The 25728-nt window shown below is 29.3% G+C and carries 22 protein-coding genes; 13 read left to right on the top strand and 9 right to left on the bottom strand.

Annotated elements, in window-relative coordinates:
• Nucleotides 1-49 precede the first annotated feature (49 nt).
• The 6 genes from SJY43_RS12705 to SJY43_RS12680 all read left to right on the top strand — a co-directional run bounded on the left by SJY43_RS12705 (nucleotide 50) and on the right by SJY43_RS12680 (nucleotide 9287).
• Nucleotides 50-1468, top strand: a complete 1419-nt coding sequence (locus SJY43_RS12705; protein ID WP_396601120.1) for an MBOAT family O-acyltransferase — start codon at nucleotides 50-52, stop codon at nucleotides 1466-1468.
• 4 nt (nucleotides 1469-1472) lie between these two features.
• Nucleotides 1473-2414 carry a hypothetical protein gene (locus SJY43_RS12700; RefSeq protein ID WP_396601119.1) on the top strand — a complete coding sequence of 314 codons (942 nt, stop codon included), beginning with the start codon at nucleotides 1473-1475 and terminating at the stop codon, nucleotides 2412-2414.
• 543 nt (nucleotides 2415-2957) lie between these two features.
• A complete protein-coding gene (locus tag SJY43_RS12695; protein WP_396601118.1) occupies nucleotides 2958-4088 on the top strand; it encodes a DegT/DnrJ/EryC1/StrS family aminotransferase in 1131 nt (376 codons plus the stop codon).
• Entirely contained in the window at nucleotides 4085-6052 is a 1968-nt protein-coding gene (locus SJY43_RS12690; RefSeq protein WP_396601117.1) for a polysaccharide biosynthesis protein, read from the top strand. The genes SJY43_RS12695 and SJY43_RS12690 overlap by 4 nt, the downstream gene beginning before the upstream one ends.
• Before the next feature lie 46 nt (nucleotides 6053-6098).
• Nucleotides 6099-6875, top strand: coding sequence for a polysaccharide biosynthesis/export family protein (locus SJY43_RS12685; protein WP_396601116.1), 777 nt, complete (start codon nucleotides 6099-6101; stop codon nucleotides 6873-6875).
• Nucleotides 6876-6890: 15 nt separating this feature from the next.
• On the top strand, nucleotides 6891-9287 hold the full coding sequence (locus SJY43_RS12680; protein WP_396601115.1) for a GumC family protein: 2397 nt from the start codon (nucleotides 6891-6893) through the stop codon (nucleotides 9285-9287).
• An 83-nt stretch (nucleotides 9288-9370) separates the two neighbouring features.
• Here the strand turns inward: SJY43_RS12680 and aroB are convergent, their stop codons facing one another.
• Nucleotides 9371-10438, bottom strand: coding sequence for a 3-dehydroquinate synthase (aroB, locus tag SJY43_RS12675; protein ID WP_396601114.1), 1068 nt, complete (start codon nucleotides 10436-10438; stop codon nucleotides 9371-9373).
• 94 nt (nucleotides 10439-10532) lie between these two features.
• Here aroB and SJY43_RS12670 point away from each other — a divergent pair, with 94 nt between their 5' ends.
• Nucleotides 10533-11708, top strand: coding sequence for a proline dehydrogenase family protein (locus tag SJY43_RS12670; RefSeq protein WP_396601113.1), 1176 nt, complete (start codon nucleotides 10533-10535; stop codon nucleotides 11706-11708).
• Between the two features lie 8 nt (nucleotides 11709-11716).
• Here the strand turns inward: SJY43_RS12670 and SJY43_RS12665 are convergent, their stop codons facing one another.
• The 4 genes from SJY43_RS12665 to SJY43_RS12650 form a co-directional block, all read right to left on the bottom strand.
• The gene (locus tag SJY43_RS12665; RefSeq protein WP_396601112.1) at nucleotides 11717-12787 is read right to left on the bottom strand and encodes an SDR family NAD(P)-dependent oxidoreductase; all 1071 of its coding nucleotides are present in this window, start codon (nucleotides 12785-12787) and stop codon (nucleotides 11717-11719) included.
• A 76-nt stretch (nucleotides 12788-12863) separates the two neighbouring features.
• Nucleotides 12864-13457, bottom strand: coding sequence for a sugar transferase (locus tag SJY43_RS12660; protein ID WP_396601111.1), 594 nt, complete (start codon nucleotides 13455-13457; stop codon nucleotides 12864-12866).
• Between the two features lies 1 nt (nucleotide 13458).
• Nucleotides 13459-13833, bottom strand: a complete 375-nt coding sequence (locus SJY43_RS12655; RefSeq protein WP_396601110.1) for a hypothetical protein — start codon at nucleotides 13831-13833, stop codon at nucleotides 13459-13461.
• A gap of 33 nt (nucleotides 13834-13866) precedes the next feature.
• Complete coding sequence (locus SJY43_RS12650; RefSeq protein ID WP_396601109.1) at nucleotides 13867-15069, bottom strand: alanine dehydrogenase; 1203 nt, start codon at nucleotides 15067-15069, stop codon at nucleotides 13867-13869.
• Between the two features lie 199 nt (nucleotides 15070-15268).
• Here SJY43_RS12650 and SJY43_RS12645 point away from each other — a divergent pair, with 199 nt between their 5' ends.
• Nucleotides 15269-17686, top strand: coding sequence for a TonB-dependent receptor domain-containing protein (locus SJY43_RS12645; RefSeq protein WP_396601108.1), 2418 nt, complete (start codon nucleotides 15269-15271; stop codon nucleotides 17684-17686).
• On the opposite strand, the gene SJY43_RS12640 is transcribed toward SJY43_RS12645, so the two are convergent.
• From SJY43_RS12640 to SJY43_RS12625, 4 genes are all read right to left on the bottom strand, one after another.
• Complete coding sequence (locus SJY43_RS12640; RefSeq protein ID WP_396601107.1) at nucleotides 17687-18211, bottom strand: hypothetical protein; 525 nt, start codon at nucleotides 18209-18211, stop codon at nucleotides 17687-17689.
• Entirely contained in the window at nucleotides 18174-18317 is a 144-nt protein-coding gene (locus SJY43_RS12635; RefSeq protein WP_396601106.1) for a hypothetical protein, read from the bottom strand. The genes SJY43_RS12640 and SJY43_RS12635 overlap by 38 nt, the downstream gene beginning before the upstream one ends.
• A 191-nt stretch (nucleotides 18318-18508) precedes the next feature.
• Nucleotides 18509-18916: a tRNA (adenosine(37)-N6)-threonylcarbamoyltransferase complex ATPase subunit type 1 TsaE gene (gene tsaE, locus SJY43_RS12630; RefSeq protein ID WP_396601105.1), complete on the bottom strand. Its 408-nt coding sequence runs from the start codon at nucleotides 18914-18916 to the stop codon at nucleotides 18509-18511.
• Between the two features lie 94 nt (nucleotides 18917-19010).
• Complete coding sequence (locus SJY43_RS12625; protein WP_396601104.1) at nucleotides 19011-20558, bottom strand: PglZ domain-containing protein; 1548 nt, start codon at nucleotides 20556-20558, stop codon at nucleotides 19011-19013.
• A gap of 92 nt (nucleotides 20559-20650) precedes the next feature.
• Here SJY43_RS12625 and SJY43_RS12620 point away from each other — a divergent pair, with 92 nt between their 5' ends.
• From SJY43_RS12620 to efp, 5 genes are read left to right on the top strand one after another with little or no spacing between them, the layout of a single operon-like run.
• A complete protein-coding gene (locus tag SJY43_RS12620) occupies nucleotides 20651-21871 on the top strand; it encodes an HD domain-containing protein (RefSeq protein WP_396601103.1) in 1221 nt (406 codons plus the stop codon).
• 56 nt (nucleotides 21872-21927) lie between these two features.
• Nucleotides 21928-22938: a UDP-3-O-(3-hydroxymyristoyl)glucosamine N-acyltransferase gene (lpxD, locus tag SJY43_RS12615; protein ID WP_396601102.1), complete on the top strand. Its 1011-nt coding sequence runs from the start codon at nucleotides 21928-21930 to the stop codon at nucleotides 22936-22938.
• 3 nt (nucleotides 22939-22941) lie between these two features.
• On the top strand, nucleotides 22942-24348 hold the full coding sequence (locus SJY43_RS12610) for a bifunctional UDP-3-O-[3-hydroxymyristoyl] N-acetylglucosamine deacetylase/3-hydroxyacyl-ACP dehydratase (RefSeq protein WP_396601101.1): 1407 nt from the start codon (nucleotides 22942-22944) through the stop codon (nucleotides 24346-24348).
• 2 nt (nucleotides 24349-24350) lie between these two features.
• A complete protein-coding gene (gene lpxA / locus SJY43_RS12605) occupies nucleotides 24351-25136 on the top strand; it encodes an acyl-ACP--UDP-N-acetylglucosamine O-acyltransferase (protein WP_396601100.1) in 786 nt (261 codons plus the stop codon).
• 5 nt (nucleotides 25137-25141) lie between these two features.
• On the top strand, nucleotides 25142-25708 hold the full coding sequence (efp, locus tag SJY43_RS12600) for an elongation factor P (protein ID WP_396601099.1): 567 nt from the start codon (nucleotides 25142-25144) through the stop codon (nucleotides 25706-25708).
• Nucleotides 25709-25728 lie beyond the last annotated feature (20 nt).

Below are 25728 nucleotides of genomic sequence, written 5' to 3'. Positions count from 1 at the left end.
CTGAATAATACTTCAAGTATTATTAACTAACCATTAACCTATTAATTACATGTTATTTAATTCATTAGAATTTCTTGTTTTTTTTCCAATTGTATTTATCGTTTATTGGTTGTTAAACAAAGATTTAAAAAAACAGAATATCTTATTATTATTGTCAAGTTACGTTTTTTATGCTTGGTGGGATTGGAGGTTTCTATCTTTAATAATTATCAGTTCCTTTATCGATTTTACTGTAGGTTCAAAAATATTTAATTCTAAAATTGAAAAGCAAAGAAAAAATTGGTTGTTTGTAAGTTTAATAGCGAATTTGGGACTGTTATCAGTTTTTAAATATTATAATTTTTTTGCAGAATCATTTTCTGATTTAATGAATGTCTTCGGTTGGCAACCAAACGATTTAACTTTAAATATTATTTTACCTGTTGGAATTAGTTTTTATACATTTCAAACTTTAAGTTATACTATTGATATTTATAGAAAACAGTTTCATCCTGCCAAAGATATTATTTCGTTTTTCACCTTTATAGCTTTCTTTCCTCAATTAGTTGCAGGTCCAATTGAAAGGGCTTCCAATTTATTACCGCAAATGGAAAAAAAGAGGTTTTTGAAAAAAGAATGGTTCAACGAAGGGGTTTTTCAAATATTAGTTGGTCTTGTTCGTAAAATAGTTATAGCTGATACTATTGGTACTTATGTAGATACAATTTATGGTGATGTTGGGTTGTATAATTCAACTACCATAGTTTTTGCCACTTTTTTATATGCTTTTCAAATTTATTTTGATTTTTCAGGGTATTCAGATATTGCTATTGGCACGGCAAAATTATTGGGTTTCAAGTTTAAGCAAAACTTTAATATACCCTATTTCTCTAAATCGCTTACGGAATTTTGGAGAAAATGGCATATGTCCTTATCATATTGGCTAAGAGATTATTTATATATTTCCTTAGGAGGAAATAGAAAAGGAATAAAAATTACTTACAGAAACTTAATGTTAACAATGTTACTTGGCGGGTTGTGGCATGGGAGTTCATGGAATTTTATAATTTGGGGAGGGATTCATGGTATTGTATTAAGTGTTGAAAAGTATTTAAAATCTAATAACAACCTAAATATTTCAAATAAATTAAGCTTTTTAGGATACCCAATTACTTTTGCTATTGTCCTATTCTCATGGATATTTTTTAGGTCTCAAGATTTAAATTCTGCATTTACAGCTATTAATAAAATTATTTTATTTGACTTTTCCTCACCTTTTATTGGAGACATTAATCTAGTTGTAAATTCCATTTTGGTTTTATCAATCGGAATATTATTTGACCTTTATTTATTTAATAAAAACGTAAATTTAGAAGATTTTGGAGCTAAATTTAGCAGCTTAAAACTTGCAATAGTATCTACAGTGATAATAGTTTTTATTACTCTTTTTTACTCGACTTCAAATAATTTTATTTATTTTCAATTTTAAAACTATGAATTTAAGCATTATTAAATATATTCTTAAAACAACCGTATTAGTTTTGGTTATTTCATTTTTCACAGACAAACTCATCTTTTTTGTACTTAATAAGGTTAGTGATAAAGTTTTTACTGGCCAAGCTATAGGTAAACTAAATCAATATTTACAAATAAATGAAGAATTGGATTTAGTTGTTTTTGGAAGTTCTAGAGCAAACCATAGTATAAACCCAATTAAGTTGGCAGAAAATAGTTTTAACGTAGGTGTCGATGGCACTAAATTAGCTTATTCTTCGACCTTGATTAAGCTTTTGCCAAAACAAAAAAAACAAATATTATTGTTACACTTAGATCCTGAAAATGCATTCTCCAAGGACTATTTGGGTAATGATATAAGGGCTTTATCTTCAAAATACAATAGGAATAAAATTATAAAAAATGAAATTGACAAGTTAAAGCAAGACAATTTATTACAAAACTACTTTTGGAGTTTAAGTTATAATGGTAAGAGTCTAGGTATGATTAAAAACTATTTAAAACCAAATTATAATTATAAAGATTATTTTGGTTATGATCCTATTTATGTCAACGAAAATCAAAAAAAAATTCTCAAAAATATTCTTAAAAAAAACAGTAACGATACAAATTGCGAGAATGAGTTTATTTTAAACGATATTTATGATATTACTTTAGATGAATTAAATGTTTTTTGTAAAAAAAACAATAAAGTACTTATTATTTTTACATCACCAAAATATGTTGATTCTTGTAAAGATGATAATATTAAATTTAGTGAGATTTTAAAAAAGAGGAATTTAACTTATTTTGATTTTACCGATTTTTTTAAAGAAAACAACACTCTTGATTATTGGAGAGACAAAACACATTTATCGAATATAGGAGCTGAATTATTTACAGATAAAATAAAGGACATAACAGCAGAGGTTTCACATTGAGTATTAAATATATATTAAGTGATTTAAAGAGATATGAAATATATTTTTTTGAATCACATATTTTATATTAAACCTTGATAATAGTTGAAATATTGTTATTTGTTGAAAAAAAGTAAGCTATAAGTACATCGATAACCTACTGTTTTTTTCTGTTTTAAAATGTGCAATATGTAGTTAACCGATTTTAACTACTCTTTTAGCGAATTAACTCTTTTCTTCCTTTGTTGCAATAAAACAATTACTAAATTTACCCTGTAAAACAGAATTGAATTGATTAATAGCATTTTTGATTTAATTGTATTAAAGGTATTATAAAATATATTTCAAAACTCTTAAAATATTATCTAAAAATAAAGTTAGGTTATATTTATAAGTATTTTTAAAACGTTTAATATTAATTATTTTAGTTGTTAATATAATTATTGATTTTGTTACATATGCAAGAGGGAATATCCAAAAAATTATTAATTTTTCTATTAAATAGAGTAGTTGTTTTTAACTACGGTTATAATCCTATGCGATAATTTTTAAAATTAAATTTAAGTGTTGACTAAAACAAAAATATATCTTTCATCACCACATATGGGTGGAACAGAGCAAAACTTTGTCAAAGAGGCTTTTGCAACAAATTGGATTGCTCCGTTGGGACCTAACGTAGATGGTTTTGAGAATGATTTGAAAACCTATTTAGGTGGTGATAAGTATGTTGCCGCACTTAGTTCAGGAACTGCTGCTATTCATTTAGCACTTCAGCTACTTGATGTTTCTCATGGAGACGAAGTTTTATGTCAAAGTTTTACTTTTTCTGCTTCTGCTAACCCAATAATGTATCAAGGAGCAACACCTGTTTTTATTGATAGTGAACGTGAGACATGGAATATGTCGCCAGAATTGTTAGAAACAGCAATAAAAGATAGAATTGAAAAGTATAAAAAACCTAAAGCTATAATTGCTGTTCATTTATATGGCATGCCATATAAAGTTAATGAAATTAATGCAATTGCAAAAAAGTATGATATACCTGTTATTGAAGATAGTGCAGAAGCTCTAGGGAGTAAATATTTTAGCCTAGAATGTGGTGGGCTTTCTGACATGGGAATATTATCATTTAATGGTAATAAAATAATAACTACTTCTGGTGGTGGGGCTCTTATTGTTAAGACTAAAGAATTAAAAGATAAAGCTGTATTCTTATCAACACAAGCCCGTGATAATGCACCTCATTACGAGCACTCTTTTGTTGGGTTTAATTATAGAATGAGTAATGTTTTAGCTGGTATTGGTAGAGGACAAATGGAAGTGATAGATGATAGAGTGGAAGCAAGAAGAAAGAATTTTGATTTTTATAAAAAACATTTATCTCAGTTTAAAGAAGTTACTTTTTTAGAAGAACCTGAAAATTTCTTTTCGAATAGATGGATTACTTGTATTGAGACCGAATCATTCGAACTTAGAGAAAAATTACGATTAGAATTATTAAAAGACGATATAGAAACTAGACCATTATGGAAACCAATGCATATGCAACCAGTTTTCAAAGATTATTTGCATTTTACTAACGGGACCTCAGAGAAACTTTTTGAAAAAGGACTTTGTTTACCAAGTGGATCTAACTTAAGTCAAGATGACTTACAAAGAATTCTTAATAATATTACAAACATCCTCAAATTATGATAAATAATTATTTTGCCTATTATTCACAAAAATATGCCTCTAAATGGCTGGTTTTTGGAATTGATTTAAGTTTAATCTTAACGACATTCTTTTTAGCTTATTTTATAAGATTTAATTTCACACTTAATTTTGATGTGGAGCAGTTTTTATTCGAATTACCATTTGTATTTGTAGTATCTGCTTTAAGTTTCTTAATTGTTGGTTCTTTTAAAAGTGTTATAAGACATACAGGTTTTACAGATGTTGTAAACGTTTTTAAGTCAATAGTTTTAATGGCATTGATTTGTGCTGTTGTCGTGTTTTTAAATAGATATGCTAGCATTGTTCCTGGTTTTACAATACCTGGGTCTATTATAGTTATGCATGCTTTATTAAGTTTTGTTGCACTTAGTGCTAGTAGATTACTTTTTAAAATGACTTATAAATATTTAAAGTCTAAATTATTGTTAACGAAAAGAGTACTTATTTATGGTACAGAAGACTCTTCTATAGTAACTTATAATGCATTACTAAATAATGCTAGTGCTAGTTTTAACATTCTTGCCTTTGTAGATGATAATGCTAAAAAGAATAAGAATGGTAAATTTATTAATGGAGTTCCTATTTTATCTTATACTAGTTTAAACGAAACGTATGTAGAATTAAATGATATTGATGAAATTATTGTAGCTGATCAAAATATTGATGCCAATAAGTTAATGACACTTATAGATAGTTTGTCAGATTCTGAAGTTAAAATAACAAAAGTACCTCCAATTGATGATTGGATAAATGGAGAACTAAGTGCTAAGCAAATTAAACAAGTGCAAATTGAAGATTTATTAGGACGTCCACCTATTGAAATAGATAATCCTAATTTATTAAACGAATTTAGAGGCGAAACCGTTCTTGTAACTGGAGCAGCGGGATCTATTGGTAGCGAGTTAGTTAACCAACTTTCTAACTTTGATGTTAAACATTTAATTTTAGTAGATCAAGCAGAATCGGCCTTATATGATGTTCAGCAAGATTTAAAACGTGATGGAAAGCATAACTATACTGCTATTGTTGCAGATATAAGAGATGGACTTAGAATTGATTCTATTTTTCAATCATATAAGCCTACTATGGTTTTTCATGCAGCTGCATATAAGCATGTTCCGTTAATGGAAAAATCACCTTATGAGGCTATAAAAATTAATGTAAATGGAACAAAATTATTAGCAGATACAGCTTCACGTTATAACGTTAAAAAATTCGTTTTCGTTTCTACTGATAAAGCCGTTAACCCAACAAGTGTTATGGGGGCTACAAAGCGAATGGCAGAAATGTATATAAGTTGTCTCCAAAAAGAAAGCAAAACTAAATTTATTACAACTCGTTTTGGTAATGTTTTAGGTTCTAATGGTTCAGTAATTCCTTTGTTTAAAAAACAAATAGATGCTGGTAGTGACTTAACATTAACGCATAAAGATATTACTAGATATTTCATGACTATTCCTGAGGCTTCTCAATTAGTTCTTGAGGCTGGAACCATGGGTAAAGGTGGTGAAATATTCATCTTTGATATGGGTGAATCAGTAAAAATTTATGATTTGGCTAAAAATATGATAAAGCTTTCTGGTTTAAGATACCCCGAAGATATTGATATTAAAATTACTGGATTAAGACCTGGTGAAAAATTATATGAAGAGTTATTGGCTAATGGTGAGAATACATTGTCTACATACCATAAAAAAATATTAATTAGTAAAACTAGAGAATTAGATTATTCTAGAATAAAGACTGATATTGAAGAGCTTTGTATTACAAATCGTTTTCAAAACAATAATATTGTAATGAAAATGAAAAGCTTAATTCCTGAATATAAATCTAATAACTCAGAATATGAAAAATTCGATACTAGGGTTAAAGTTTATAAAAAAGCTAAAGGAATAATAGAAAATAACTCAAAAGACTCTAACGTTTTTAAGTCTGTTAAATAGCATTTTTATTTAAAATCTCGTATTTTACACCCCAAATCTTAAAATAATGGTTTTTAATTTTATTAAAAAAGCGTTTAAAATAACTTATATAGTTGTTTTACTTTTATTTTCATCATGTGTTACTAAAAAAGAAGTAGTTTACTTTCAAAACGCAAAAGATTTTGAAACTATAGTAGACACCGATACATTTGCACCTAAATTTAAAGTTAATGATATTGTTAGTATTTTTGTCTCCACTTTTGATTTAGAGGCGGTTAAACCATTCAATTTACTTATTGAAGGTAGTGGCGAAAGTGGTCAACCTCAGTTAATTGATTATTTGATTGACATTGAAGGCAATATTGATTTCCCTGTACTTGGAAAGATTAAATTATTAGGATTAACTGTACAGGAGGCCCAAATATTATTTAAAAAAAAACTATCAGACTATTTAAAAGATCCCATAGTAAACATTCGAATTCAAAATTTTAGAATTTCTATTATAGGAGAAGTAAGTTCACCAGGGAGGTATGATGTTTCTGGAGAAAGAATAACTATTTTAGAAGCTTTAGCTTTGGCGGGAGATTTATCTATCAAAGGTAAGCGTGAGAATGTCATGGTAATTAGAGATTTTAATGGTACTAAGACCTATACGAGAGTTGATTTAACTAATAAAGAATTGTTTAATTCGCCAGTTTTTTATTTAACTCAAAATGATGTTGTTTATGTTGAGCCTAATAATTCTGCAAGAAGTGGTGCTTCTGGGGATTCTAGAATTGGAACTATTATAAGTATAACTTCTTTTTTAATTACTACAGCATTAATTTTTGTAACACGAAATTAGTTTATGAATTCAAATATGGATACAATAAATTCAGTTAATCCAACAGATAGCCTTGATTTAAAAAAAGAAATTGGAGCATATTTGAAACAATGGATATGGTTTGTTTTGAGTTGTTTAATTTGTATCACATTAGCCTTTTTTTATTTAAGATATACCACTCCAGAATACAACGCCACGGCAAAAATCATGCTTATGGGTAAAGATGCTGGCTCTAACCCAGCAGGACAAGTGCTTAGTGATATGGGGCTTACCTCGAATACCGATGTTGAATCGATTGAGGATGAGATTGAAATACTAAAGTCTCGAAAGTTAATGAAGGGAGTTGTAAAAAATTTAAAATTAAACCAACAATTTTTTTCGAAAGGACGATTTCATCACACCCAATTTTTCCCTATTACAAGATCTCCTATTAAAGTAAATTTTATTGAACCAGATTCCGTTATATACGCTTCAAATTTTAGTTTTAATGTCCAAATAACTTCTGAAACTTCGTTTAATTTTATTTATAACTCTAGATTAACTGGAGAAGAAGTTTCCGAAAAAATGTTTTTTGGAAGAAATGTTCCAACCCCAATAAGCGATATTATAATTACTCCAAATATAGAAAATTTATCAAATTTAGTTGGACAAACAATTTATGTTCAAATTAATTCTATTGATAAAATAGCTGAGAGATATAGAAGTAAAATTCGAATTTCTCCTGCATCTGACGGATCAAAAGTAATCAACTTTTCTTTGGACGATCCTTCAAGTAATAGAGCTATTGCAGTTATTAATAATTTGATTGCCGAATATAATAGAGTTTCAATTGAAGAAAAAAACACTATATCAAATAATACTGCCGATTTTATCAATAAAAGAATTGATTTAATAGCCACAGATCTTTCAAAAGTTGATGATGAGATTGAGTCATTTAAAACTGGAAATAAATTAACAGATATTTCATCTGAAGCGAATATATATTTAGAATCGAATGCCCAAACCGAACAACAATTAGCCACTAATCGAACAGAGTTTAATAAAATTAATTTTATGAAGAATCAAATAAACGATGATTCTTTTGCTCGAATACCTTCAAATATTGGGCTATCTGATGGTTCTGTGAATTCAATCGCTATTAGGTATAATGAGCTTTTGGATAATAGAGATCGACTTTTAAAAAGTTCGAACGAAAAAAATCCAATAATAGTAAATTTAGATCAACAATTAAATACCTTAAAAAATAATCTGCAAGAGAGTTTAGATAATTCATCAAAAACTGTTGGATTACAAATTAGAAGCCTTGAGAATCAATTGGCTAAGCTCAGCTCAAAAATTTATGCTGTTCCCGGCCAAGTAAGGAAGTCTAGGGATATTGAACGTGAACAAGGAGTTAAAGAGTCTTTATATCTATTTCTTTTGCAAAGAAGGGAGGAGGCAACCATCTCACTAATATCTACATCTCCAAATGCAAAAATTATTGATGATTCACATACAAGTAATATTGCTGTATCACCGAAAAAAACAACGGTATATTTAGCTTCCATTATTATCGGGGTGCTTATTCCTTTTGGTTTTATCTATGTTTTAAACTTGTTGGATACTAAAATTCATAATAAAGAAGATTTAGAAAAAATAATAAAGGGTATTACTGTTTTAGGTGAAGTACCAAGATTATCTGGTAATAACAAAAGCTTAATCGAACGTAATGATAGATCTATATTGTCAGAATCTTTTAGAATTATAAGGACAAACTTTGATTATATTAAAAGAGGAAAAGTTGATAATAAAAATAATAATGTTATTTATGTTACATCAACAATTAATGGTGAAGGTAAATCATTCTTTAGTTTAAATATGGCGCTTACAATTGCTAATACTGGTAAAAAAGTATTGTTGATTGGAGCAGATATTAGAAACCCTCAAATTTATTCAGCATTTAAAAACAAAAAAGATAAAAATACGGATAGTTCGAAATTAGGATTAACAGAATATTTAGCTGATAAAACTGTTAATATTGCTGACTCTATTAATGATTATAATATAAATGACATAAACATAGATATTTTACTTTCTGGTAAAGTGCCGCCAAATCCAGCAGAATTATTAATGAATGACAGAATTAAGGACTTATTTGATGAAGTTTCGGAAGATTATGATTATGTCATCGTTGATACAGCGCCTTCAATGTTAGTTACAGATACTTTATTAATAAGTCAATATGCTGGACATACTATTTATATGACAAGAGCAGACCATACTGAAAAGAAAATATTAAACTTTGCTCAAGAGTTAAATGCTGAAAATAAGCTTAATAATATGATGCTTGTGGTAAACGACGTTAAGCAATCTAATTTTGGTTATGGTGCTAAATATGGATATTATGGCACTCCAGAGAAAAAAGGTTTTTTCGGAAGATTTAAAAAAGCTTAGAAATATTTTAAAACATATTTAATATAAAAAAAGCATCTTTTTTAAAGATGCTTTTTTATGACCAAAAATGAGTTTTAAGTTGTTTAACTAGCGTAAAACTCAAATGCATCAAGAATCAATTTATTATCAACTAAACAATCAATTTTACAAGTTCCTATAGATTCTAAAAGTACAAAATTGATATTACCGTGATTATTCTTTTTATCATATTTAAGTAACTCAATAATAGCAGGAAAGTCGTTTTTGTCAAATTCAACTTTGTCGTAATAACTTAAAAACAAGCTTTTGATATTTAAAGTAGTTTCTTTAGGGAATCCAACTAATTCAGTTGAAATATAACTGGCTAAAATCATTCCTACAATTATAGCTTCACCATGGAGTAATGTTGTTTTGTTTGGATTGCTTAAGTAATAGGACTCAATTGCATGACCAAGTGTATGACCAAAATTTAAGGTTTTACGAAGTCCATTTTCAAAAGGATCTTCTTCAACAACATCTCTTTTAATAATAACAGATTCATGAATTAATTCATCTAAATTATCTAGTGATAGTTTTGATAAATCTTGAAATTTATTCCAGTAATTTTCTCCTGTAATTAAACCATGTTTAAGCATTTCTGCCAAACCAGAGCGCATTTGCTCTTTAGGTAAAGTGTCTAAAAACTTTGTGTCTATAAGTACTAAATCTGGATTGCTAATTACACCAACTTGGTTTTTTAAATGTCCTAAATCAACACCAGTTTTACCTCCAACTGAAGCATCGACCATAGACAATAGGCTAGTAGGTACATTTATATAAGATATTCCTCTTTTAAATGTACAAGCCACAAAACCACCTAAATCTGTTATAACGCCACCACCAATATTAATCATTAAACTTTTTCTATCGGCATCAAGTTCAGAAAGTGTATTCCAAACACCAACGCAAGTATCAATTGTTTTGTTTATTTCTCCTGATTCTATTTCAATAATTTCTATAGACTTGTTTGTTTCAAGATTTTCTAAAAATTTAGGCAAACAATATTGATGTGTATTTTCATCAACAAGAATGAAAATTTTAGAAAAATTATTTTCTTTAATATGTTGATTTATTGAACTGTAGCAATTCTCATTGAAGTGAACAATACTATCATTTGCTTTAATAGAATCCATAAATTATGGTGTTATTTTTAAGGCAGTAAAATTAAGGAGTTTTTATATAAAATGATAACTTAGCTATAATTATATTTAATCAAATTTTATAGTAATGAATACAGATTTAATTTTCGATAATACAGAAGTTGCATTTTCTTTAAAATCAGATTCCGAACTAGAACGTGCTTACTTCTTATTTAAAATGATATCCATAGAACCTTTAGTTCGTATTGGAACGGCAGCTACTAATTTTGCAATTAAGGCACACTTGCCCATTGAAGGTTTAATTAGGTCTACCGTTTTCGATCATTTTTGTGGTGGTGTTAATGAAGATGATTGCTTGTCTGTAATTGATAATATGTACAGTAAAGGAGTGAGTTCGGTTTTAGATTATTCTGTAGAGGGAAAAGAAAATGAAAAAGAATTTGATGCGGCAAAAGATAAAATTTTAAAAATTATAGATTTTGCAAAAGACATTGATGCTATTCCTATTGCTGTTTTTAAACCTACCGGATTTGGTCGTATTTATTTATATGAAAAAATTGGTAATGGTGAAAACTTAACTAGTGAAGAGGAAAGTGAATGGCAAAGAGTAGTAGAGCGTTTTGATACTGTTTGTAACAAAGCAAAAGAAAATGATGTAGCCGTTTTAATTGATGCAGAAGAAAGCTGGATGCAAGATGCTGCTGATGATTTAGTAACTAAAATGATGCAAAAGTATAACACCGAAAAACCTATAGTTTATAATACATTACAAATGTACCGACACGATAGGTTGGCTTTTTTAAAAAAAGAACATGAAAAGGCGAATGTTGGTAAATACTTTCTAGGATATAAACTTGTTAGAGGCGCGTATATGGAAAAAGAAAATGATAGAGCAGAAGATAATGGGTATAAATCTCCAATTTGTGAAAGTAAAGCTTTAACAGATGAAAATTTCAATCAAGCTTTACGTTATATGATTAATAATATTGACTGTATGTCTTTATTTGCCGGTACCCATAATGAGGATAGCTCTTATCTTTTAATGGAATTAATGAATGAAAAAGAACTGGCAAATAATGATACTCGCATATGGTTTGGTCAATTATATGGTATGAGTGATCATATTAGTTATAATTTAGCAAATAATGGTTATAACGTTGCCAAGTATATTCCTTTTGGACCAGTAAAAGATGTTATGCCTTATTTAATTAGAAGGGCAGAAGAAAACACTTCTGTTGCTGGGCAAACTGGTAGGGAACTGGCTTTGCTTTCTAAAGAAAAAAAACGCAGAAAGAATTTGTAGAGTAATTTTTAGAGGTAAGATTTTAAAATTGATTTGATTTCCTTATTACTTGTTTTAGGAGTTATTTTTTTAAGTCTATTAAAATTGATTTCGTTTGTCTCTGGAGTTCCGTGTTGTTTTATAATTAAGATGCCGTCATTATCAGTTGGAATTAACATCTCGTCATTTGATTTTAATTCTTCATGAATTTTTTCTCCAGGACGTAAGCCAGTAACTTTAATTTTTAAATTATTTTTTTGCTTACCACATTTTATAATTAATCTTTCAATAATATCTGAAATCAAAATGGGTTTTCCCATATTAAACGTATAGGCATTGTTGTTGTAATTATTATTTTTTGCAAGTTCTAGTATTAGTCCGCAAGCTTTTTGTTTACTTATAAAATATCTGGACATTAATTTATCAGTAATAGTTAACGGTTGCTCAAATTCTATTTGTTTTTTTAGCAATGGTACTACAGAACCATTGGACCCAAATATGTTTCCAAATCTTGTTATAATAAAACGTGTATTATTTTTGGTGTTTAAATAATGTAAATAGTTTTCAGCAATCTTTTTAGAAATCCCCATAACATTTATAGGGTTTACGGCTTTGTCAGTAGAAATAAATATAAATTTTTTGGTTTTATACTCATAAGATAAATCTGCAAGTAATTTAGTGCCAAAAACATTAGTGTTTACTGCGCATATTGCATGAGTTTCCATTAAGGGAACATGCTTATATGCTGCTGCATGAAATACAATTGAGGGCTTGTGCTCTGCAAAAACATGTTGTAATGATTCTTTATTTGTTATATCAATTAGTTTGAAATGGATGTTGCTTTTTTCTTCAAACTCCAACGATTTTATAAGTTCATATAAAGGTGATTCAGCATTATCAATAAGAATAAGTTTTTTGAATTTACAACGTACCAATTGATTAACTAATCCGCTACCTATAGTTCCCGAAGCACCAGTTATTAGAATGTTTTCATTTGAAAAATTAAGTTGTTCTTTGTTTTTTTGTAAAAGATCTTCTGAAGAAAATAAACCAGAATGTTTTAATAATTCATCAATATGGTTTTCAGTTTCTGTATTCATTTAGACAATATAATACATTAATTGGTAAAATATGAATAAATAAATTGCGCTACAAGCCTATAGATTAGTTATAGGTTTATTTGGTAATTACTTTAATAATAGTAAGTCCAATAAGTTTTAAATCAAAAAAGAAATTTCTTCTTTTAATATATTCCTTATTGTATTTTAATTTATCTGGTATTATTGTTTTTATAAAGTAAGTTTCTGGGTCTTTAGCTGCTTTTAATAATTCAACTTCATTCCTATATTTTAAAGATGCTAAACCTGTAATCCCTGGTCGAACTTTAAATATCGTCATGTCATCTTCATTATAAAAGTTAACATAATAGCGTAATTCTGGCCTTGGGCCTACAAAACTCATGTCTCCTTTAATTATATTAATAAGCTGTGGAAGCTCATCAATTTTATAACGTCTTAAAAAATAGCCAATTTTTGTTACTCTTGAATCATTGTTTCCTAAAGTTAAAAGCCCTTTTTTATTAGACTCCATGCGCATAGTTCTAAACTTATAAATATTAAAGTCTTTGTTGTTTTTTCCAACGCGACCTTGAATAAATAATACAGGGCCTTTTGAATCTAATTTTATTAAAATAGAAATTAATAGAAGGCTAGGTGAAATAGCTATTAATCCAATTAAAGATAAAACAACATCAAAGAGGCGTTTTAGCATATTATTTTAGGATAGTTAGGTTTTGAAGTGTAGCAATACTATCACAATTTTCGACAGTAAGAATAACGTCATCATCATTATAGAAACCTTCAATAACATAAACACCACATGGTTCTTGTCTTGGTTCACTTTTAGAGAAGTTAATATCTCCTTTCTTTAAAATATAGGCGATATCTGAAGAATCAAGTACTTTGTTTTTTAAAAGATCTGTAATATTTTGGCTAAAAATCAGATTTTTTGAGTTTATATTTTTTAAAACCCTTGATTCTGGACCATATGCACAAGATGTTTTTTTTCCATTTAAAAAAAAGGCTAAAATGATTAATCCAATAGAAAAACCACCTAAATAATAACCAATACGTTGAATAAGTTTCATTAAAGTTTTTTAAAGTTGGAGTTTCTTATTCGATTAAAATATTAGCAAATTAACATCGCTATATTTTAAATCGAACCATTCACCAACGGGTTTGCTTGTTAAAATGCCATGGTAAAAATACAATCCATTTTTTAAACCTTTGTCAAATCTTAAAGAATTTTCTATGCCACCATCTTCTGCAATTTTAAGCAAGTAAGGTGTAAAGATATTACTAAGAGAAACGGTTGCTGTTCTTGGGTATCTGGCAGGAATATTTGGCACACAATAATGCACGACATTATGTTTAATATATGTTGGTTGCTTGTGCGACGTAACATCGCTAGTTTCAAAACATCCACCCATATCTATACTTACATCAATTATTATAGCACCTTTTTTCATAGATTGCACTAAGCTTTCAGAGACTACAATAGGCGCTCTGTTAGTTCCCCGAACAGCACCAATAACAACATCACAACGTTTTAAAGCTTTTTGCAAATTTTTAGGTTGTATAGTTGATGTAAAAAGAGGACGTCCTAATTGAGATTGAATGCGTCTTAATTTTGTGATTGAATTATCAAAAACTTTAACCCCCGCGCCAAGACCTAAGGCACTTCTTGCTGCAAATTCGCCAACTGTACCAGCACCTAAAATAACAATTTCAATGGGTGGAACGCCGCTAATATTACCGAACATTAATCCATTACCATTTTTAGTATCCGAAAGTAATTCTGAAGCAATTAAAACAGAAGCTGTACCCGCAATTTCACTTAGTGATTTTACTGCAGGATAACTACCATCCGTATCTCTAATAAATTCAAAAGCTAAAGCGGTTATTCTTTTTGAAGCTAAGGCTTCAAAGTATTTTTTTGTCTGCGTTTTTAATTGCAACGCTGAAATTAAAATGGTTTGCGGATTTATTAGCTTTATTTGATCTAAAGTAGGCGGTTCTACTTTTAAAATCATTGGGCAAGAAAATACTTTGGCTACATCTTTAGTTATTTCTGCACCCGCTTCACTATAATCTTTATCACTAAAATTAGCACCTTCACCAGCTCCAGACTCCATTAAAACTCTGTGGCCATTACAGACTAATGCATAAACAGCATCTGGTGTTAAACAAATTCGCTTTTCTTGAAACGCAGTTTCCTTGGGTATCCCTATAAAAAGCTCTCCTTTTTTCTTAAATATTTCAAGTGTTTCTTCTTGTGGTAATAGTTGTTGCTTTGTAAAAGGCGAAAGAGGTTGTTTAGACATATATTATATCAGATTATTGAATTTCAAATTACAAATAATTTTTTTAATTTAAATATATTCTTAATAAATAAATGTAAATGTCATACTTAGATAGTAAATGTGTTTTAACGGTTTTATTTGTCAGATAAAATAACCATTTGTCGCATTATTTTTACACGTTCAAATTTATTATTTTAAGTTTGTTTCTATAAATTAGCACATGCTTAATAAACTACTTACATTTTTTCTTTTTTTACTTTCTACATTATGTTTTTCTCAACAATTTAGAGTAAATGGTATTGTAAATGATACATTTAATAAACCAATAGCGTATACAAATGTGGTTATATTAAATAAGGGGAATTCAGAAGTTGTAAAAGGAGTTACAACCAATGAAGCTGGTGTTTTTCTAATTGAAAACATTGATAAAGGCGATTATACTATTAAAATCAGTTTTTTAGGATTTGAAGATTTTTTAAAAGAGATATCACTAAATCAAGATTTAGATTTAGGATTAATTTTGCTGAAAGAAAATTTTGAAGAACTAGATGGCGTAAAAATAGTAGCAAAAAGACCAACCGTTAAACGATTAGTTGATAGATTAGTTTTTAATGTTGAGAATTCTACACTCTCTAATAATAATGTTCTAGACGTTTTAAAGCATACTCCCGGTGTTTTAGTAAATAACGAAAAAATTACTGTAAAACAATCTACACCAGTTATTTATATAAATGATAGGCGAGTGCATTTATCTTCAAACGAAGTACAGCAGCTTCTAGAAGGCACTTCTGCAAGTAATATAAAATCTATAGAAGTTATTACAAATCCACCTGCAAAATATGAAGCTGAAGGTGGGGCTGTTATTAATATTGTTACTAGTAAAAATATTGTGGCGGGTTATAATGGAAGTGTTTTTGGAAATTATAAACAAGGTAGTGAGTACCCAAAATATTCAGCAGGTACAAGTCATTTTTTCAAAGGAAAAAAGTTAAACACCTATTTAAACTATAGTATTAGTCCAAGAAAAGATTACCGAAATAATAATGAGTTTGTCAATTTCCTTGATGAAGGAGAAACAACCTCTAGTTGGGAAACGGACTATAAGCGTGTTAGAGAAACCACAAACCAAAATATAAATGCAAATATTGATTATGAGATAAATGATAATAATAGCCTGGGCTTTTCATCAAGTATGCTTATAGCGCCTCGTGAGAACACGCAAACCGATATTAATTCTATAACCGATGTGTTTAGTAATACTAAAGTATTAGATTCTACATTTATTACAGATAACGAAAAAGTTGATGAAACATTTAATCTAGCTTTTACTTTAGATTATATTCATAAATTTAAAAAAGAAGGGGAGAAGCTTTTAATTAGTGCGCATTATACAAATTACGATTTTTCTAGCTTCCAAAATGTGGATACCGATTATCTATTTCCAGACAGGTCACTTATTAGAAACAATAGATTTCAAACATTTTCTAGTCAAGAAATAAAACTTTATACAGGTCAATTAGATTATGAGCTTCCCGTCGGTGACTCAGGATTATTTGAAGCTGGTTTTAAAATATCAAATATAAATTCAGAAAGTATTTTAAATCAATTTAATTTTGAAAATGGTGAAAGTGAGCAAGATTTTGAAAACTCAGATACGTTTTTGTATGACGAAACTAACTATGCGGTTTATTATAGCTACTCTCAAGATTGGGATTCATGGAGTTTAAAATTAGGATTGAGAACAGAATTAACTAATATTAAAGGAAATTCATTATCAACAAACACTAAAAATGATAAAAAATACGGGAAGTTTTTTCCATCTTTACATGTGTTGAACAGATTGAATGATAACAACGAAATTTACTTTAATTATAACAGGCGCATTTATAGACCACGATATAGTGAATTAAATCCATTTAAGTACTTTTTAAATGATAACAGCTATTTGACAGGCGACCCTAATTTACAACCACAAATTGATGATGTTTTTACTTTGGGTTACACCTTTAACCAAAAATATACTTTTGAAGCATATTATAGATATGAAAGTGATCCTACAATAGAAATATTATTCCAAGATAATGATGAAAATATTTTAAAATATATAAATACGAATATTGATAGAAGTATTTCTTATGGTTTAGATTTTACGACGTATACATCTATTATTAATAATTGGGATTTGTATGTTTTATCATCATACTTTTATTATGATAATCAATTCTTTGCAATTGAAAGTGATAATGCATTGTTTACTACCAAGCAATGGAGTTTATATGGACAAATAATTAATTACTTCTCTTTCCTTAAAGATAAAAGTTTAACTGCAGATGTATCTTACCTGTATATATCTTCTTTGGTAGATGGCCCTTCTAATTTAAGTGAACGTTCAAGTTTAGATATTAGTTTAAGAAAAACTTTATGGAATAATAGAGCCTCTATTAGCGTAGGTGTTGTTGATGTGTTTAATACCTTAAACTTTACACAAACAACTAAATATTTAAATCAAGATGTACTATTGAATTCAAGAATTGAAAACAGGTTAATTACTTTTGGTTTTAATTATAAGTTTGGAAACTTTAGATTAACTAATAATAAAAAAGAAATTGATTTAAAAGAAAGAGATAGATTAGAGTAGTTAAAAATACTGTTTTATTTTATCCCAAAAGTTTTTAGGAGATATCTTAAACTCATCTTCTAATTCTTCCATAGATTTTGTTGCCTCATTAATTTTGTTGAATAAACGTGCTCTAATTAAATAAATTGATGGAATAATAACTGCCATTACTGGAATTAGATATATTAATTGATTGGAATCAAAAACCTCCACATCTCTGTTTATTACATCTAATGTTTGATAGGCATACATTGCTATTGGAACCAATAATGTGTGATACCACCAATGTTTACAGGTAAAAAACCACAAAAAAAGTAAATATAAAGGTAAGATTTTGCCAGTAAGAACCCAAAAAACAAGATTTACACTTTCGTAATAACCACTATTATAAGTAAATAAAAAAGTGTCCCAAACTTGTACATTTGGAACACTTTCATGTAAGTAAAATAAATAAGGTGTTATAGCAATTAATGTAGCAACTACACTTCCTATAACAATATTACTTTGTTTAGGCAATGTGCTTTTGCTTGAGCCTTGCTTTTTCAATTTTTGCTGTTTGTTCTGCATCTAAGTTGTACTGAGTTGCCGCTGATGCCATAAATAATGCACCTCCGAAAATTGCTATTGCAATTAAAAATTTTTTAGTCTTCATTTTTAAGGGATTTAATTAATTAATACTCCAAATTTATACAAAGACTATCTTGAAGTATATCGTTAAATGTTAAAATTATGTTAAAAACAATGATTTTTAAAATTCTTGATGCGGGTATCCCGTAAAACTTCAAAATTTAAAGGAGAATATGTTATTTATGTATCATTAGCAGGCGGTTATAGGGTTGTTTACTAGTTGTTTAAACTTAAAATTCGGTTGTTTTTTATGTCTGTTTTTATATAAATTATATCAAAGTCATCATATAAAATGGGCTTAATTAATTCGGGCCATTCAATAAATTTCCAAAAATCAGATTCAAGATAATCTTCTATTCCAAAATTGTAAACTTCTTCAGCATCATTAATTCGATATAAATCAAAATGAAAAATCTTTTCATCTTTTAATTTATATTCATTTACAATTGAAAATGTTGGACTGCTAACTTCATCTACACTACCTAAAACTTTAACTATACTTTTAATAAGTGTTGTTTTACCGGCCCCAACATCACCATAGAATAATATTGTTTTTGTTTTTACATTTTCAATGAGTTGTTTTGCAACTTGCTCAACCTCATTAATTTCGTAATGAATTTCCAATTTTCAATAAAATTTAGATACAATAATAAATAAAATAATTCTAATAACCTAAGAAATAATGTATTTCATCGATGTTATTTGCTTTTAATGGATTTTATTTAGGGTTGAAGACTGCAAAAGGAATGATCATTTCTTCTAACGAAACACCACCATGTTGGTATGTATTCCTGTAATAACTTACATAATGATTATAATTGTTTGGGTAAGCAAAAAACAAATCACCTTTTGCAAAAATATAAGAACTACTCATGTTTATAGTGGGTAAATGTAATTCCTTAGGGTCTTTGCTTTCTAATACATCTTTTTTCTCGTAAGTTAAACTACGGCCTGTTTTATATCTTAAATTTAAACTAGTATCTCTGTCTCCAATAACCTTTGATGGGTTTTTTACGTTTATAGTGCCATGATCTGTAGTTAAAATTAATTTAAACCCAAGTTGTTGGGCTTGTTGTATCATATCAAGAAGCGGAGAGTTTTTAAACCAACTTAATGTTAAAGATCTGTAAGCCTTATCGTTCGAAGCCAATTCTTTAACAACTTCCATCTCTGTTTTAGAGTGTGATAGCATATCCACAAAATTGTAAACAATAACAGATAGGTCGTTGTCTTTTAAAGATTTAAAGTTGTCTGCTAATTTTTTACCATTTTTTAAATTAGTTATTTTATGATACTCATATTTTAAATGTGATAAGCTCAAGCGTTTTAATTGAGATTCTAAAAAATCGGCTTCATGCATGTTTTTTCCGCCTTCATCAGTATCATTTTTCCAATATTGTGGAAATAGTTTTTCCATATCGCTAGGCATTAATCCAGAAAATATGGCATTACGAGCATATTGGGTTGCGGTAGGTAGGATACTAAAAAAAGCGTCTTCCTTATCTTTCTTGTAGTAATTATTTATTATTGGCTCGAACACTTTCCATTGGTCGTAACGTAAATTATCAATTACTACTAAAAGTGTTGGTTGTTCTTTGCTAATTTCCGGAACAATTTTTTCTTTAAATAGGGTGTGAGACATTACTGGAGACTCTTCATTAGGCTTAAACCAATCTGCATAATTTTTTTCTATAAACTTTCCAAATTGAATGTTTGCTTCGTTTTTTTGTGATTCCAGAATTTCAAACATGCCAATATCTTCAATATCTTCTAGTTGAATTTCCCAGTAAATTAATTTCTGATATAAGTTCACCCATTCTTCATAACTATTTACCATAGACAAATCCATAGCAATTTTTCTAAATTCTTGCTGATAGTTTGAAGTCGTTTTTTCTGAAACTAGTCTGGAATGATCTAGATTCTTTTTTAAACTTAATAATATTTGATTCGGGTTAACAGGTTTTATTAAATAATCGGCTATTTTGTTTCCAATAGCTTCTTCCATAATATATTCTTCTTCACTTTTGGTAATCATTACTACCGGAAGATTGTCTTTTTTCTCTTTAATTTCATGTAGTGTTTCAAGACCTGTTAAACCAGGCATGTTTTCGTCTAAAAATACAATATCAAAATTTTCATCATCTAATACATCAATGGCTTCTGTACCACTATTACAAGTTGTTACTTGGTAGTTTTTCTTTTCAAGAAATAAAATATGTGGTTTTAGTAAATCAATTTCATCATCCACCCAAAGTATTTTTATCATATTATTGTAATTAATTATATTATTAAAACGTTTTCATCAAAATGCCCATTATGGGCTTATATTTGTAATTATTTAATATAAAATATTAAAGCTTGAACAAACTTAAAATATTAAACGACCCAATTTACGGATTTATTACAATTCCAAATTCGCTAATATTCGATTTAATACAACATAAATATTTTCAGCGCTTACGCAGAATTACGCAAATGGGTTTGTCTTATATGGTATATCCTGGTGCACACCATACTAGATTTCACCATGCTATTGGTTGTGTGCATTTAATGCAACAAACGGTTAATGTGCTTCGTTTTAAAGGGGTTACAATATCTGAAGAAGAAGAAACGGGACTTTATGCAGCTATACTTTTACACGATATTGGGCATGGTCCATTTTCTCATGCTATGGAACATTCTATAGTAAATAATGTATCTCATGAAGAGATTTCGTTGTTATTTATGGAGCGTTTAAATGAAGAATTTAACGGAAGTTTAACGCTTGCCATCCAAATCTTTAAAGGAGAGTACCCAAGAAAGTTTATGTGTCAGCTTATTTCTGGACAATTGGACATGGATAGAGCAGATTATTTAAAGCGTGATAGTTTTTATACTGGAGTAGCTGAAGGTAATATAAATAGTGAACGTTTAATTACTATGTTAAATGCCGTAGATGATGAATTGGTTGTAGAGGAAAAAGGTATTTATAGCGTAGAAAAATTTATTATAGCCAGACGCTTAATGTATTGGCAGGTGTATTTGCACAAAACGGGATTAGTTGCAGAGCAATTACTTATTAGAGTATTGCAGCGCGCTAAAGAGTTATATGATTTAGGACATAAACTACAAGCTAGCGATGCCCTTATGTACTTTTTGAAAAACAAAATATCGTTTGATAATTTTAATGATGAAACACTTCAGGTTTTTTCTCGATTAGACGATTATGATATCATCTCTGCAATGAAACAATGGCAGTATCATGAAGACTTTGTGCTTAGTCATCTCTGTGAGATGATTATTAATAGAAACCTGCTTAAAATCAAAATAAAGAATAAAAAAATCAAAAAAAGCAGCTTAAAAAAGCACATTGAAGCTATTGTTAATGAGTATAATGTTTCAGAAGATGAAGCCAAGTATTTTGTGTTTCAAGGCAGTATTTCAAATCAGGCATATCAATTAAATACTAAACAGATTAACATTTTACATAAGTCTGGAAAAATTCAAGATATAGTTAAAGCATCAGATCAATTGAATCTTAAGGCGCTATCAAAACCAGTTACTAAATATTATATATGTTACCCAAAGGTTAAACTTTAACACATTTTTCCTATTTTTGCTTCAATCAAACAAAAAACAACATCAAACTACAAAGTGTGAAATTTACAGCGCAACAAATTGCAGGGATACTAGAAGGCGATGTAGTAGGAAATCCTGATATTGAAGTATCTAAATTAGCCAAAATTGAAGAAGGCTTTGAAGGTGCTTTAACTTTTTTAGCAAACCCTAAGTATACACCATATATATATTCAACAAAAGCTTCGGTTACTATTGTAAATAAAACTTTTGTGCCGGATAATCGTGTAGAAACTACTTTAATTAAAGTTGATGATGCATATTTAGCATTCTCGAAAATACTAGAGTATTACGATTCGGTTAAGAATAATAAAGTAGGAATAGAGCAACCATCATTTATTGCAGATTCATCAAGATACGGTGAAAATGTTTATTTAGGAGCATTTAGCTATATAGGTGAAAATGTTGTAATGGGCGATTCTGTAAAAATTTTTCCTAACGCTTATATTGGAGATAATGTAGTAATAGATGATAATACGATTGTTTTTTCTGGAGCAAAAATTTATTCAGAAACTATTATTGGTAAAAATTGTGTTATAAATGCTGGCGCAATAATTGGAGCAGATGGTTTTGGCTTTGCACCAAATGAGGATGGTAGTTACAGTAAAATTCCGCAAATTGGAAATGTAATTATAGAAGATTCTGTAGATGTTGGTGCAGCAACAACAATAGATAGAGCCACTTTAGGTTCAACAATAATTAGAGCGGGTGTAAAACTAGACAACCAAATACAAATAGCGCATAACGTAGAAATAGGAAATAATACGGTTATAGCTGCTCAAACTGGTGTAGCAGGTTCTTCAAAAATTGGTAAAAACTGTCAGATAGGAGGTCAGGTAGGTATTGCCGGGCACATAACTATTGGTGATAATGTTAAAATACAAGCTCAATCTGGTATTGGTAGACATGTAAAAGATAATGAGATTTTACAAGGTTCGCCAGCTTTAAAATTGAGTGATTACAATAAGTCGTATGTTCATTTTAAAAACCTACCAACTATTGTTAAAAATATTAATGATTTAGAGAAGTAATACATGGGAATAGTAAATACTGAAATAAAACAAAAAACTATTAAAGAAGCTATTTCTTTAACAGGCGTAGGGCTGCATACAGGTAAAGATGTAACCTTAACTTTTAAACCTGCTTCTGCTAATTCTGGATTCGCTTTTAAAAGAGTAGATTTAGAGGGAGAACCTATAATAGAGGCAGATGCAAACTATGTTACAAACACGCAACGTGGAACATGTCTAGAAAAAAATGGAGTAACTATCCAAACATCAGAGCATGTTTTAGCAGCTTTAGTAGGCCTAGATGTCGATAATGCTATTATAGAGCTTAATGCTTCTGAACCGCCAATTATGGATGGGTCTTCTAAGTTTTTTGTTGAGGCTATTGAAAAATCTGGTGTTGTTGAGCTTGATGCTTTTAGAGAAGAATTTGTTATTACAGATATTGTATCTTATGTAGATGAAGAATCGGGAAGTGAAATTCTTGTAATGCCTTCAAAAGAATATCAAATTACAACTATGGTTGATTTTGGGACCAAAGTATTAGGAACTCAAAATGCAACATTAAACCAAATATCAGATTTTAAAAAGGATATTTCAGACTCACGTACGTTTAGTTTTTTACATGAAATTGAAATGCTACTTGAACATGGCTTAATAAAAGGTGGTGATTTAAATAATGCTATAGTTTATGTAGATAAAGCCTTATCTCCAGAAACCATGGAAAAGCTTAAAGTCGCTTTCAAAAAAGATTCTATAGCTGTTAAGCCAAATGGGATTTTAGATAATTTAACGCTTCATCATCCTAACGAGGCCGCTAGACATAAATTACTTGATGTTTTAGGTGATTTAGCACTTGTTAGAACAAGAATTAGAGGTAAGGTTATCGCAAATAAACCAGGACATTTTGTAAATACGCAGTTTGCGAAAAAATTATCAAAAATAATTAAGAATCAGCGTCGTAATAATGTGCCTAAAGTTGATTTGAACCAACCTCCGTTAATGGATACAGTTCAAATTATGGATATGTTACCACACAGGCAGCCATTTTTGTTAATTGATAAAGTATTTGAGCTTTCGGAAAATCACGTACTAGCTACTAAAAATGTAACTATGAACGAAGAGTTTTTTAAAGGTCATTTCCCTGGAGCTCCTGTTATGCCTGGTGTTTTAATTGTTGAAGCAATGGCTCAAACAGGCGGTGTTCTAGTTTTAAATACGGTTCCAGATCCTGAAAATTATTTAACATTTTTCATGAAAATGGATAAAGTTAAGTTTAAACAAAAAGTTAGTCCAGGAGATACATTAATATTTAAATGCTCGCTTATTACTCCAATACGCAGAGGTATCTGTCATATGCAAGGTTATGCTTACGCAAACGGTAAATTATGTGCAGAAGCCGAATTAATGGCTCAAATATCTAAAGTAAAATAACTATGAATCAACCCTTAGCTTATGTGCACCCTGGTGCCAAAATCGCGAAAAATGTAGTTATTGAGCCTTTCACTACCATTCATAATAATGTAATAATTGGTGAAGGTACTTGGATAGGCAGTAATGTTACCATAATGGAAGGTGCTAGAATAGGAAAGAACTGTAATATTTTTCCAGGCTCTGTAATTTCTGCTGTACCACAAGATTTAAAATATAATGATGAAGAAACTACTGTTGAGATTGGTGACAACGTTACAATAAGAGAATGTGTTACAATTAACAGAGGTACTACAGATAGAATGAAAACTGTAGTTGGCGATAATTGCTTAATTATGGCGTATTGCCACATTGCACATGATTGTATTGTTGGTAAAAACTGTATTTTCTCAAATAATAGTACTCTGGCAGGGCATATCACTATTGGTGACTATGTCGTTTTAGCCGGGATGACAGCTGTACATCAATTTGTATCAGTTGGTAATCACGCTTTTGTAACTGGAGGTTCTTTGGTTAGAAAAGATGTGCCACCTTTTGTAAAAGCAGCACGAGAACCTTTATCTTATGTTGGAATAAATTCAGTAGGTTTAAGACGACGAGGTTATACCACAGAGAAAATTAGAGAAATTCAAGATATATTCAGAATATTATATCAAAAAAATTATAATAATACTCAAGCTGCAGAAATCATTGAAGCTGAAATGGAAGCAACTCCAGAGCGTGATGAAATTCTTCAGTTTATTAAAAATTCACATAGAGGTATCATGAAAGGATATTTCAAATCAAACTAAATTATATGGCAACTACAAGTGATATTAGAAATGGACTGTGTCTACGTTATAACAACGATATCTATAAAATAATAGAGTTTTTACACGTAAAACCTGGTAAAGGACCCGCGTTTGTAAGAACAAAAATGAAAAGTGTAACAAGTGGAAAAGTATTGGATAATACGTTTTCTGCAGGACATAAATTAGAAGATGTTCGTGTTGAAACACATAAATTTCAGTATTTATATAATGATGGTGAATTTTATCATTTTATGAATGAAGCTGATTATACTCAAATTCGTTTATTAGAAGCAGCATTAGACAATCCAGGATTAATGAAAGAAGGTGAGGTTGTAACTGTATTAATTAATACTGAAGATAACGCGCCTTTATCTGTCGATTTACCTGCAAGTGTAGTTTTAGAGGTAACGGCTACTGAACCTGGTGTAAAAGGAAATACAGCCACTAATGCTACAAAACCTGCAACAGTTGAAACAGGAGCAACAGTTAATGTACCCTTATTTATTAACGAAGGCGATAAAATTAAAATCGAAACGGCAAAAGGAACTTATAAAGAACGTGTTAAAGAATAAAATCAGTTTGCAGTTTGCAG

The organism is Algibacter sp. R77976 (assembly GCF_044594645.1).
Classification (GTDB): Bacteria; Bacteroidota; Bacteroidia; order Flavobacteriales; family Flavobacteriaceae; genus Algibacter_B.
This window is presented reverse-complemented; position numbering and strand designations above follow the sequence as displayed.